General features: G+C 69.3%; 12 protein-coding genes. 5 read left to right on the top strand and 7 right to left on the bottom strand.

Translation table 11 applies throughout. The features are described 5' to 3' along the window. A partial coding sequence (locus tag Q0066_RS04980) for a glycine--tRNA ligase (protein ID WP_298130687.1) occupies positions 1-765 on the top strand: 765 nt, incomplete at its 5' end. A 440-nt stretch (positions 766-1,205) separates the two neighbouring features. Here Q0066_RS04980 and Q0066_RS04975 read toward each other — a convergent pair. Further along, positions 1,206-1,703, bottom strand: a complete 498-nt coding sequence (locus Q0066_RS04975) for a hypothetical protein (RefSeq protein ID WP_298130686.1) — start codon at positions 1,701-1,703, stop codon at positions 1,206-1,208. A gap of 165 nt (positions 1,704-1,868) precedes the next feature. On the opposite strand from Q0066_RS04975, the gene Q0066_RS04970 reads away from it, so the two are divergent. Together Q0066_RS04970 and Q0066_RS04965 are read left to right on the top strand one after the other, a co-directional pair. Next, entirely contained in the window at positions 1,869-2,342 is a 474-nt protein-coding gene (locus tag Q0066_RS04970; RefSeq protein WP_298130684.1) for a YlcI/YnfO family protein, read from the top strand. Between the two features lie 9 nt (positions 2,343-2,351). After that, positions 2,352-3,290: a DUF4097 family beta strand repeat-containing protein gene (locus tag Q0066_RS04965; RefSeq protein WP_298130681.1), complete on the top strand. Its 939-nt coding sequence runs from the start codon at positions 2,352-2,354 to the stop codon at positions 3,288-3,290. 147 nt (positions 3,291-3,437) lie between these two features. Here the strand turns inward: Q0066_RS04965 and Q0066_RS04960 are convergent, their stop codons facing one another. Further along, positions 3,438-4,013 (bottom strand): protein-L-isoaspartate O-methyltransferase, encoded by a 576-nt coding sequence (locus Q0066_RS04960; protein WP_298130680.1) that lies wholly within the window; start codon positions 4,011-4,013, stop codon positions 3,438-3,440. A gap of 227 nt (positions 4,014-4,240) precedes the next feature. Here Q0066_RS04960 and Q0066_RS04955 point away from each other — a divergent pair, with 227 nt between their 5' ends. After that, positions 4,241-5,530: an MFS transporter gene (locus Q0066_RS04955; RefSeq protein ID WP_298130678.1), complete on the top strand. Its 1,290-nt coding sequence runs from the start codon at positions 4,241-4,243 to the stop codon at positions 5,528-5,530. Positions 5,531-5,759: 229 nt separating this feature from the next. Continuing rightward, on the top strand, positions 5,760-6,917 hold the full coding sequence (gene dusB / locus Q0066_RS04950; protein WP_298130676.1) for a tRNA dihydrouridine synthase DusB: 1,158 nt from the start codon (positions 5,760-5,762) through the stop codon (positions 6,915-6,917). Positions 6,918-6,928: 11 nt separating this feature from the next. Here the strand turns inward: dusB and Q0066_RS04945 are convergent, their stop codons facing one another. The 5 genes from Q0066_RS04945 to Q0066_RS04925 form a co-directional block, all read right to left on the bottom strand. After that, the gene (locus Q0066_RS04945) at positions 6,929-7,672 is read right to left on the bottom strand and encodes a hypothetical protein (RefSeq protein WP_298130674.1); all 744 of its coding nucleotides are present in this window, start codon (positions 7,670-7,672) and stop codon (positions 6,929-6,931) included. Positions 7,673-7,937: 265 nt separating this feature from the next. Next, positions 7,938-8,861, bottom strand: coding sequence for an ROK family protein (locus Q0066_RS04940; protein WP_298130673.1), 924 nt, complete (start codon positions 8,859-8,861; stop codon positions 7,938-7,940). Then, positions 8,858-10,315, bottom strand: coding sequence for a glycoside hydrolase family 3 N-terminal domain-containing protein (locus Q0066_RS04935; RefSeq protein ID WP_298130670.1), 1,458 nt, complete (start codon positions 10,313-10,315; stop codon positions 8,858-8,860). Before Q0066_RS04935 ends, Q0066_RS04940 begins: the two co-directional genes overlap by 4 nt. Position 10,316: 1 nt before the next feature. Then, positions 10,317-11,180, bottom strand: a complete 864-nt coding sequence (locus Q0066_RS04930; RefSeq protein ID WP_298130668.1) for a carbohydrate ABC transporter permease — start codon at positions 11,178-11,180, stop codon at positions 10,317-10,319. After that, positions 11,177-12,118 (bottom strand): sugar ABC transporter permease, encoded by a 942-nt coding sequence (locus tag Q0066_RS04925; protein ID WP_298130666.1) that lies wholly within the window; start codon positions 12,116-12,118, stop codon positions 11,177-11,179. The genes Q0066_RS04930 and Q0066_RS04925 overlap by 4 nt, the downstream gene beginning before the upstream one ends. Positions 12,119-12,240: the final 122 nt, after the last annotated feature.

The raw sequence follows: 12,240 nt of genomic DNA, 5'->3' as shown, positions 1-12,240 counted from the left end.
GAGTTCGAGCAGATGGAGATGGAGTTCTTCGTCGAGCCGGGCACCGACGAGGAGTGGCACCAGCACTGGATCGACACCCGCACCGACTGGTACGTCGACCTCGGCATCAGCCGGGACAACCTGCGGCTCTTCGAGCACCCGCAGGAGAAGCTGTCGCACTACTCCAAGCGGACCGTCGACATCGAGTACAACTTCGGCTTCGCCGGCGGCGACGGCTGGGGCGAGCTCGAGGGCATCGCCAACCGAACCGACTTCGACCTCGGCACCCACTCGAAGCACTCAGGCACCGACCTGTCCTACTTCGACCAGGCCAAGGGCGAGCGGTACACGCCGTACGTGATCGAGCCGGCCGCCGGTCTGACCCGGTCGCTGATGGCGTTCCTGGCCGAGTCGTACACCGAGGATCAGGCGCCCAACACCAAGGGCGGCGTGGACACCCGAGTGGTGCTCAAGCTCGATCCGCGGCTGGCGCCGGTCAAGGTGGCGGTGCTGCCGCTGTCCCGCAACGAGCGGCTCTCACCGGCCGCCCGCGACCTCGCCGCTTCGCTGCGCCGCTACTGGAACATCGAGTTCGACGACGCTCAGGCGATCGGGCGCCGCTACCGCCGTCAGGACGAGATCGGCACCCCGTTCTGCATCACCGTCGACTTCGACACCCTGGATGACCAGGCGGTCACCATCCGCGAGCGGGACACCATGACCCAGGAGCGAGTCGCGATCGACCAGGTGCACGGCTACCTGGCGCAGCGGCTGATCGGCTGCTGACACAAGCGGGACGGTCCTTTCGGTCACCGGGGACCGTTCCTTTGGTCACCGGCGGTCACCGGGGACGGTTCTCTTGGTCACCGGTGACGGTTCCTCGAACCAGATCGGGAACCGTTCGGATTGAGAAGGTCGTCACCGGATCTTGCGCATTTCTTGAGGTTCCGCCGATGTTGCGTTGAGGCCTCTCCGGCAGAGTTCTACCTGTGTCGGGGGGCACAGCCGCCAGGAGACAGGGTCGGAATCGCGATTCGGGGGGACGCGAGAACGACGGGGGAACCTGTCGAACGGTGAAGACAAGGATCGAGCCGGGTCTGAGGCGCACATAGAGCGTTCAGGACCCGGCTCTCCTCATGTCTGGACGAGTCGAGCCGGCGAATCGCGGCAGGGGCTCGACAAGCTCCACCGGCGGGGCGGGGGCTCGACCAGCGAGACCAGCTCGTTCAGTGTCGCTTGTGGAACAGGTTGCGCAGCCAGCCGAGCACCGTCTGGCTGTCCATCGCCTCCTCGAAGCCGTCCGCGATGGCCTCGAAGGAGGCCTTCACGTCCTCACGATGATCGAGGAACCGGGCATGGCTGATCTCGTCGACGCCGACCAATCCGGTGGCGGATTCGATCGCCTCGGTGACCCGGACCAGCACGCCGAAGGTCTCGGGGGAGGCGTTCACCGACCAGAACGGCAGGGATGCCTCATAGTCGCCATGCGTCCAGCTCACCAGCAGCCCTGACCGGTCATGCACGAGTTGGCGTGAGAAGTGGTTCTGGGTGATGTCGTGCGAGCCCGCGGGCAGCAACTCCACCAACTGGGCATGCAGCCGATCCCAGGTCGCGATTTCCTCCGAGGTCAGCTCGGCGGGCGGGTGCGGTGCGTCCTGGTCCGCCTCGAGCGGATCAGGCAAGGCGGCGGTAGCGGCAGCCACGAAGTGCACGACGAAGCTCATGTCGCGCAGCCTAGTGGGCGGACGCCGCGGGTGAACCGTGCCCCGCGAGCAGAAACCACGGACGACAACCTGACGACAAGCGTCGACGTCAGTCTGACGTCAACATGACGCACCATTGTGGCAGTCGCTCTTGAAATGACGCCATTGAGACGTCATGATGGCGTCATGGACCTCAATCCTTATCTGGCGGCAGTCGCCGTCGACCTGGAGAAGGCGACGGCGCTCGCCGACGACGCCACCAAGGAGATCACCACCAGGGTGGCGGTGGCGGTCGAGCCGGCGCTGCGCCTGGCGATGACCCAGCTACTCGCCGACGCCGCCGCGCAGCTGACCGGCGAGCTGGGAACGGCGGTCGTCACCGTGCGGATGGACGGCCGCGAGCCCGTCCTGCATGTGCAGGAGCAGGCGGCCGCGGCGGCCGAGCCGACGGCGTCCGAGCCCCTCGTGGGTGCGGACGACGAGGGCACCGCCCGGGTCACCGTCCGGTTGCCGGAACAGCTCAAACGACGCGCCGAGGGCCTCGCCCAGGCGGCGGAACAGTCACTCAACACCTGGATCGTGCAGGCCGTCCGGCGTGCCGCCCAGGCCCCACGAACCGACCATCGCAACTCGTCCCGCCGGATCACCGGCTGGGCCTGAGGAGGAACCGTGAACACCAGCACCACCACTCGGCACACCTGGGAGTTCGGCACCGACGAACTGCCCAGGCTGCGGCTGCAGGCGCACCACGCCGACATCTTCGTTCAGCACACCGGCGCGCCCGGGCAGACCACGGTCACCCTGACCGCGAACGCTCCGGTCGACCTCAGCGAGGTCAAGGTCGACACTGAGGGGCGCGACATCTCGCTCGTCATCCCGGTCCTGAAGGCGACCGACGGATCGAGCTTCGGGTTCTCGTTCCAGATCGGCGGCTTCAGCCTCGGGGCGGGTGGTTCCGTCCCGATCCGGCTGGACGTCGTGGTGCCCGAGGGTGCCGATCTGGAGCTGAAGGTCGGTGGCGGGGACATCGTGATCGACGGCCGCTGCGGTGAGCTGCGGGCTCGTACCGGCGGCGGCGACGTCCGCTTCGACGACGCCGGTGACGTAGTCGTGCACACCGGTGGCGGCGACATCCGCGCCAACCGGGCCACCCAGGGCAACCTCGACACCGGCGGCGGCGAGATCAGCATCGACAGCCTCGGAGAGGGACGCGTGCACAGCGGCGGCGGCGACGTGCACGTCGGCGCGATCGCCTCCGGTGCGATCAAGACCGGCGGCGGTGACATCCACGTCGGACGCACCGAGGGTGACGTCACCGTGACCACCGGCGGCGGCGACGTCCGACTCGACTCGTGCCTTGGCACGACCGAGGTGAGCACCGGCGCTGGCGACGTCAGCGCGCATGTGGCGGGCGGCCGCTGGCAGGCCAGGACGGGTGCCGGCGACATCATCGTCACCGTGCCGTCCGGCGTGCCGGTGTGGCAGGACCTGAGCAGCCCGCTCGGCGATGTCACCAGCCGGATCGGCGGACGCGGTGAGCCGGTCGAGGGCCAGGACCACATCGAGATCACCGCCCGCACCGGCACGGGCGACATCAGCCTGAGCTGACGATCGCGGGTCGAGATCGGACTCTCGTTGGTCGAGCTTGTCGAGACCTCAGGTGGCGCTGACCAGGGGTTTCGACAAGCTCAACCGGCGGGCGAGGCGAACCCAACCGGTGGCAAAACCCCTATTGGTGGCTTATCGAGACCCTCCTCACACCAGGGGCACGAAGGTGAACCGGTGCTCGTGATCGGGCTCTCGCACCCAACCGTCCTTGTCACGGACGACCGTCCACATCACGCCTGCGGCCGGCAGTACCATCCGGCCGCCGATGGCGAGCTGGTGCTCCAGTTCCGCGGGAACTGCGCCGGCGTCGGCGGACACCAGGATGCGATCGAACGGCCCGAGATCAGGAAGACCGAGAACACCGGGCGCAGCGGCTTCGATCCGGACACCCGGCAACTCGAAGCGGGCGAGGTTCGCCCGGCCCAGCTCGACCAACTCCGGCACCACTTCGACGCCCACCACCGAACCCCTCGGTCCGGTCAGTCTGGCGAGTAGCGCGGTGGTCCAGCCTGAGCCGCTGCCGACGTCCAGCACTCGTGCGCCGGCGGGTACCTGCAGGCGCTCCAGCATGAACCGCACCGTCCAGGGCTGGGAGTTGGTGGCGCCGTGTCCGATCGGTAACGGCGCGTCGACCGCGGCGCGGTGACGCAGCTCGGGCGGCAGGAAGGCTTCGCGCGGTGTGGCCAGGAAAGCCTCCGCCACCCGTGCCCGCTCGGTGCTCATCCTCCAGCGTCCCTCGCCTGCCGACCCTTGTCGAGGTTTGCTCTGATATCGACCCCAGAGTCGACCCGTCGGCCGCCAGTCGCAAGCAGACTGGTGCCGGTCGGCGGGCTCACTCTGGGGTCGATATCAGACTGATCCGCGGTAAGGGGCGCGGATCCAGGCGGGTTCTCGGGGTCGCGGGTCGAGACCGGCCCGACCAGCGGGAACGCCGGTGGTTGGGTACTTGGGTGCGTGAACGAATGCGGGCCTTCCTGGCGGACGTCCGGCCACTGCAGACGCCGGACTTCCGCCGGCTCTGGGTGGCCAACATCGTCACGGTGATCGGCGCGCAGCTCACTGTGGTCGCTGTCCCCGCGCAGATCTACAGCCTCACCGGAAGCTCGGCGATGGTCGGTTTGACCGGGCTGTTCGGGCTGGTGCCACTGATCGTGTTCGGGCTGTGGGGTGGCGCGCTGGCCGACCATTTCGACCGGCGCAGCCTGCTGATCGTCACCACGTTCGGCTTGATCCTGACCAGCGGCCTGTTCTGGCTTCAGGCCGAGGCGGGCCTGGGCAATGTCTGGTTGCTGCTGATCGTGTACGCCGTCCAGCAGGCTTGCTTCGCGGTCAACCAGCCGACCCGGACGGCGGTGCTGCCCGCGCTGATCCCGCTCGACCAGTTGCCGGCCGCCAACTCGCTGAACATGACGGTGATGAGCGCGGGCGCCATCGCCGGTCCGCTGGTCGGCGGCGCGCTGATCCCGGTATTCGGGTTCCCGCTGCTCTACCTGATCGACACCATCTGCCTGCTGGCGACGCTGTGGGCGGTGATCAAACTGCCGAAGCTGCCCGTTCTCGAACGCAAGGGGACGCCGGGCCTGCGTTCGGTGCTGGGCGGGCTCCGCTACCTGCTGGGTCACCCGATCCTGCTCACCTCGTTCCTGGTGGACGGCATCGCGATGGTCTTCGGCATGCCGCGCGCGCTGTTCCCGCAGATCGCGCACGAGAGCTTCGGTGGCCCTCCGGCAGGCGGACTCGCGTTCGCCCTGCTCTTCGCGGCGATGCCGGCGGGCGCGGTACTGGGCGGTGTGCTGTCGGGCTGGGTCTCCCGGGTCGACCGTCAGGGCCTGGCCGTGATCTGGAGCGTGATCGGCTGGGGTGTCGCGGTGGTGGTCACCGGGGTGGCGGTCTGGTTCGCGCCGTCGCTGCCGACCGCGATGCTCACCGTCGCGGTCGCCGCGCTGGCATTCGGTGGGGCTGCCGACATGGCCTCCGCCGCGTTCCGTCAGTCGATGCTGCTGACCGCGGCCGACGATGCCGTCCGAGGACGCCTGCAAGGTGTGTTCATCGTCGTGGTCGCCGGCGGGCCGCGGATCGCCGACGTGCTGCACGGCTGGGCCGCCGAAGGAATCGGGACTGCCGCCACCACAACGCTGGGCGGTGTGCTGGTCATCGTGGGTGTGGTGATCGCCGCCGTCGCGATTCCGGCGTTCGTCCGCTATCGGATCTCGGAAGAGGTCGGCCGCGCCGATTCGTGAGTTTCGTCGCCGTCCCGATCACCGTTGGTCGAGCTTGTCGAGACCGGGAACTCGGCGTGTGGATGAGGTGCTGGTGGCCGGCAGAACCGTCGCCGGTGTCCAGGGGAACCGTCCCGGTGACCGGGAGAACCGTCCCCGTGGTCACCCGTCGGCCTGCGGAGGGCGGGCGGCAGGCTCAACGGCGGTGGTCGTGTTGGGCGAGCGGGAGGGGCGAGGTTAGGGTTGGCGGATGCCCGCGTTGCAGCAGACCTCTTTGCGCCCGGCGCCGTTGCGGCTGGGGGCCGTCCAGGTCGATCCGCCGGTGGTGCTGGCGCCGATGGCCGGCATCACCAATGCCGCCTACCGGCAGCTGTGCCGTGAGCAGGGTGCCGGGCTGTACGTCTGCGAGATGATCACCTCGCGCGGCATCGTCGAACGCATTCCGCGGACCTTCTCGATGCTGCGCTTCGATCCCGGCGAGACCACCCGTTCGGTGCAGCTCTACGGGGTTGACCCGGACGTGATGGCAAAGGCGACCACCATTCTGTGCGACGAGTTCGGGGTCAACCACGTCGACCTGAACTTCGGCTGTCCGGTGCCCAAGGTCACCCGGCGCGGCGGCGGGGGAGCGTTGCCCTGGAAACGTGACCGGCTGGCCGCGATCCTGACCGCCACGGTGAAAGCGGCCGAGCCGTACGGCGTCCCGGTCACCATGAAGACCCGGATCGGCATCGACGCCGACCACGAGACCTTCCTGGACGCCGGCCGGATCGCCGCCGAAGCCGGCTGCGCCGCGATCGCCTTGCACGCCCGCACGGTCAAGCAGTCCTACGGCGGCTACGCCGATTGGGAGCGGATCGCGGAACTGGTCGCGTCCACCAGCATTCCGGTGCTGGGCAACGGCGACATCTGGGAGGCCCCGGACGCCCTGGCGATGATGGAACGCACCGGTTGCGCCGGCGTGGTGATCGGACGCGGCTGCCTGGGCCGTCCGTGGTTGTTCCGTGACCTGGCCGCGGCCTTCGCCGGCGAGCCCGCCCCGCCGCTGCCGAACCTGGGCGAGGTGGCCACGATGGTCTATCGGCACGCCGAACTGCTCGCCGGGCTGGACGGCGAAACCCACGGCATGCGCGACCTGCGCAAGCACATGGCCTGGTACTTCAAAGGATTCCCGGTCGGCTCCGAGCTGCGCCGCGGCCTGGCCATGGTGTCGAGCCTGGCTGAACTGTCCGGCCTGCTCGAACAACTCGACCCGGACCAGGAGTTCCCGAGCGCCGAGCTGGGCTCACCGCGCGGACGCCAGGGCTCGGCCCGCGAGAGGGTGGTGCTGCCCTACGGCTGGCTGGACTCGCAGTGCCTGGGCGACGCCGACATCGCCGACGCCGAATCCGACGTCTCCGGCGGCTGAACCCTTACTGGTCAGCCGATGTACGGCATCATCGCGGCGACCATCATCACGATGGCGATGATCGGCGCGAGGACGCCCAGGATGATCGCCCACACGCCGTAGGACCGGCCGCGGCGGGTAGCGGCGGCGACGATACCGGTGATCCAGGCAGCGGTGCCGCCGTAGCCTGCCACGTTGAGTGCCAGAAGCCCGCCGGAACCGAGCTGGTCGAGCAGCTCCTGGGTCATCTGATCCTGCGTCATGGTGCCGCCGGAGGACGCCGCGAGCGGCCCGACCAGGGCGCCCATCCGCCACATCAGCCAGCAGAGCACCACGCCACACACCACGACGCCGCCGAGCGCGATCATGCCCAGCAGAGGTGAGCGCTGCTGGGGCTGCTGTCCGTAGGGCATCGCGCCCGGTGCCTGTGGGTAGCCCTGTTGCACGGGCGGGTACCCAGGCTGCCCAGCCGGATATCCAGGCTGCTGTCCCCAGCCGCCGCCGGGCTGCGCACTGCCGTAGCCGCCCTGCTGTCCCCAGCCGTCGCCGGGCTGCGCACCCGCGCCGTAGTCGCCTTGCTGACCCCAGCCGCCGGGCTGCGCACCCGCGCCGTAGCCGGCCTGCTGACCCGAGGGATAGCCGCCCTGCTGGCCGCCGGTCTGCGGGCTCCACTCGGCGGGAGCGCTGGGCTGAGCCGCGCCGTACGGTTGTTGCGGTTCACCCTGCGGCTGGTACTGAGGCTGGTAGGGGTTCTGTGGATCAGGACTTTGAGTCATTGCTGCCTTCCGCGTCGTGACGCTTCCATGATGACAGGCGCCGGTGACGGGTTCGGTCGGCACACGGGGACCGAACCGGATCCGTCGGCTGGACGCGGCGTCGACCGGGTGGCTCAGGAGGCTCAGTAAGCGGGGCACCGTATCGACCACCTGAGGCTGCGCTGATCAAAGCCCTTCGATCGTCATCCTGGACTTGCTCCGGGATCTCTTCCGCCTGAGAGCCCGGGATGACCAATGTGGCTTCTCGCTGGTTGACCAACGATGATCAGCACCTCACCAGCAGGGCGGCACCGACGGCGGCCAGCGGCTGCTCGGGGGGCGCAACGACAAGGCGTCCGGGAAGGTCGAGTGAGGCGAGGAACGCCGAGCCTCTCGCCCGCCCAACAAGCAGCTGACGGGCCAGATCGGCCAGTTCCGGCGCGGTCTGGATCACGCCCCCGCCGATGACCACCCGGTCGGACCCCTGTGCCAGCACCACCAGCTGCACCGCGTCCGCTATCCCGGACGCGGCCAGGTCGGCCACCGCGGCCGCCTCCCGATGGCCGTCGGAAGCTGCGGCCATCAACGTGCTGAGACTCGCCGCGGGCGTCAGCCGGGACAGCCGCCGGGTGATCTGGGCACCGCCGGCGAGCACCTCGATGCAGCCGTCCTGCCCGCAGGCGCAGCGTCCGACACCGGGCCGTACCGGTATGTGACCGATCTCGCCGGCCAGGTTGTCCGAGCCGCGCACCAGCCGTCCGCCGGCCAACGTCGCCGCCGCGACTCCGGTGCCGAAGTTGACGTAGCTGAGGTCGGCGTCGTGCGCGTCCAGCCGATGGGCGACACCCAGCAAAGTGGCCTTCACGTCGTTGTCGACCCGAACCTCGACGCCGATCAGCTCGCCCAGCCGTTCGCCCAGCGGCAGCCGTCCGAGGCCCAGATTGACCGCGGTATGCACCACTCCGGTGGGGTGGTCGACCCGACCCGGGATCCCGACGCCGACCCCTCGGAGATCGCCGAATCCGATACCGGCCAGCTGGACGCAGCCCCGGGCGGCGGCAAGCGCGGTGGCGATCACACCGTCGCTGCCCATTTCGGTGGGCCGGACGTGGTCGGCGACGATCCGGGCCTGTTCGTCGAGCAGGACGGCCTGGGTCTTGCTGCCTCCGATGTCGATGCCGAGGCTCGGCGCGGGAAGCAGCGGAATCATCGGGCTCCTTCGGCGAGCAGCTGGATCAGGCCGATCGCCGCACCCCGGCTGCTGCCGAAGGTGACCACGTCGAGACGGACCGGGCCGGTGTGGTCGGGCCAGCCGAGTTCGACGAGGAGCGCGTCAGGGCGCTGCCGCAGCACCGTGGCGCACGCCGTCTGCAGGAACTCGACCCTGTTCAGGTCCCGGCCCTGGACGATCAGCGGCCGCTGCCCGTAGCGGCGCAGCACGTCGGCGAGGGCGTCCAGGTCGGCCACGGTCAGCGTCGTGGCGCCCGGTAGGCGTGCCGTCAGGTCGCCGGCCAGGTGGTCGCCGACGCCCCACGGGGTTTCGCCGGCGGCGATGCTGGCCGGCGACGCGAGCCTGAGCAGGACAGGCGCGACCACCGGCTCGATCGGGGCACGAAGCAGGAATCCCGACGGATCGACGGCGACTGGTTCGGACGGCGGATCGACGGCTACCCCGCGCAGCCGGGCCAGCTCGGACGACATGGTGTGCACCCGGCCGGCGGCATTCAGCACGCGCGACGGCGCCAGGCGTCTCTGGGCGACCGCGCCCAGGATGTGGCGGCGGACGGCGTCCAGCAGTTCGGCGGTGCTTTCGCTGCCCAGGCAGAGCAGGTCGACGCCGGCCGCCAGCGCCAGCACGGCGGCTTCGGGAATGCCCCTGTCAGCGCTGGCCCCGGCCATGTCGAGGGCATCGCTGACGATCGCGCCGGTGAAGCCGCGGCTGCGTAGCTCGCCGAGCACTGCTGGGCTGAAGGTGGCCGGACGGCGTGGATCGAGCGCCGGCACCAGAATGTGCGAGGTCATCACCGCCACAGTCCGGGCGGTGACGGCGGCGGCGAACGGCGGCAACTCCCGGACGCCGAGCGTGGCGGCGTCCACAGCGATGGCGGGCAGGCCGAGGTGTGAGTCGGTGCCGGTGTCGCCGTGCCCCGGGAAGTGCTTGGCGACCGCACCCACCCCGGCCGACTGCAGCCCCTCAACGTAGGCCGCGACGTGGCGCGCCACCAGGTCGGCGTCGGCTCCGAAGCTGCGCACCCCGATCACCGGGTTGCGCGGGTTCGCGTTGACGTCGGCGACCGGGGCCAGGTTCAGGTCGATGCCCGCCGCCCGCAGCTCGGCGCCGATGCCGGCGGCGACGCTGTGGGTGAGGGCCAGGTCGTCGCGGTGTCCGAGATAGGCCATCGACGGCGCGGGCGAGCCGTCACGGTGATGCAGCCGGGTGACGTCGCCGCCCTCTTCGTCGGTGGCGACCACGGCGTCCGGATTGGCGGCATGGATGGCCTTGGTCAACCCTCGGACTTGACCAGGAGCGACGATATTGCTGCCGAACAGGCAGACGGCGCCCAGGCCGTCCGCCAACTCCGCTGACAACCACCCGGGCAGGTCCGGGCCGGGAAAGCCGGGCATCAGGGTGGCGTTGACCGCCCGGCGCAGCTGGCCGTCCACCTCAGCCCTTGACCGAGCCGGCCACCAGGCCGGAGGTGAGCTTGCCCTGCACGATCAGGAAGAAGACGATCACCGGCACCGCGACCAGGGTGGACGCGGCCATCACCTGACCCCAGTCGGTCTCCCGGGTGGCGCTGGCCTGGACGAAGCCGCGCAGCCACAGCGGCAGGGTCTGGTACTCCTGGGCCTGCAGGATCACCAGCGCGACGGTGAACTCGTTCCAGGCCTGCAGGAACGCGTACACCCCGGAGGCCACGAGTCCGGGTGCGAGCAGCGGGAAGGTGATCCGGAAGAAGGCCTGGGTGCGGGACAGCCCGTCGACCATCGCCGCCTCTTCCAGTTCGATCGGGACGCCGGCGACGAAGCCGCGCAGCATCCAGATGGTGAACGGCACCACGGCGGCGATGTACAGGATTGATACCCCGAGCACGTTGTTCAGCAGGTTCAGCGAGGCCATCAGCTTGTACTGCGCGATGAACAGCCCTTCGGCCGGCAGCATCTGGATGAACAGCACGGCCAGCACGAACGAGGCCCGGCCGCGGAACCGGAACCGGCTGATCGCCAGCGCTGCGAGGAACGCGAAGAGCAGGCAGAACACCACGGTCGTCAGGGTGATCGCGACGCTCATGCCCAGCGCCGGCCAGAACGTGCCCTGGGTGAAGATGGCGGCGAAGTTCGCCAGCGACCCGCCCCAGGGCAGGAACTGCGGCGTGGTCGAGGTCAGCACCGTATTGGGCAGCAGCGACGAGTTCAGCATCCAGTAGACCGGGAAGACCCAGATCAGGGCGACCAGCAGGGCGACCACGGTGGTGATCACCCGGGCCGGCCGGATCCGCCGGCGGCGGGGGAGCGCGACGCTGCTCACTGGTCCTCCTTCATCAGGTGCATCACGTAGAAGAAGCTGAGTGCGACGGTCAGCAGCAGCACGAAGATCGACAGCGCCGATGCCATCGCGAAATCGGACGAGCCGACACCCAGCCGGTAGATGTAGGTGCCGAGCAGATCGGTCTCGGCGATCGGTGCGCCCGCGTCCTGCAGCATCTTGATCTGGGCGAACACCCGAAGGTCCCAGATCACCTGCAGCAGTGCCACGATCATCAGCACCGGCCGGATCATCGGCAGCGTGATCGCGAAGAATCGCTGCCGGGCGGACGCGCCGTCCAAGGCGGCAGCCTCCATCACCTCGTCGGAGATCTGGGTGAGGCCGGCGTAGACCGAGAAGGCGACGAACGGCACCGACATCCAGACCACGATCACGGTGGCGACGAAGTAGAAGCTGAGCGGCTGTTCCAGCCAGTTGTGGTTGGTGAAGTCCAGGCCGAGCTGGGTCAGGGCCCAGTTGACGATGCCGCGGCGCCAGTCGAACACCCAGATCCAGATCGTCATCGCGGCGATCACCGGCATCGCCCAGGCCAGCAGCATCGCGACCTGCAGGATCAGCCGGGTCGCCTTGCCGACGGCGTTCATCAGCAGCGCCACCAGCACCCCGAGCACCACGGTGATCGCCGCGTTGGCCAGGCAGAACACGATCGACCGGACGACCACTGCCCAGGTCTGCCGATCGCCGAACAGCTGGACGTAGTTGGCCAGCCCGACGAACTCCGGTGGCTTGCCGAACTGCTGGGCCAGCCCGAACTTCTGCAGCGAGGTGACGAACTGCCAGACCAGCGGATAGCCCAGGGCGACCAGCAGTGCGGCGATCGCCGGGATCAGCAGCAGGTACGGCGCGACGTTGAACCGCCGGCGCCGCGGTTGCCCGGACGACGCGCGCCCGGCGTCCGGTGGTGCGCTCACGGCTGTCATCGGATTCCTCTCTGGTCGTGTTTTCGTCATCCCGGCTTGCCCCGGGATGACGACCCGGCGTCCGTTCGCATGTTTGGGGACGGTTCTTCTTCGTTCGAAATTCGGACGTTGGGGGACGGTTC

The organism is Micropruina sp. (assembly GCF_027492755.1).
GTDB lineage: Bacteria > Actinomycetota > Actinomycetes > Propionibacteriales > Propionibacteriaceae > Micropruina.
The sequence above is the reverse complement of the archived record's forward strand: the minus strand, read 5'-3'. Positions and strand labels throughout refer to the sequence as shown.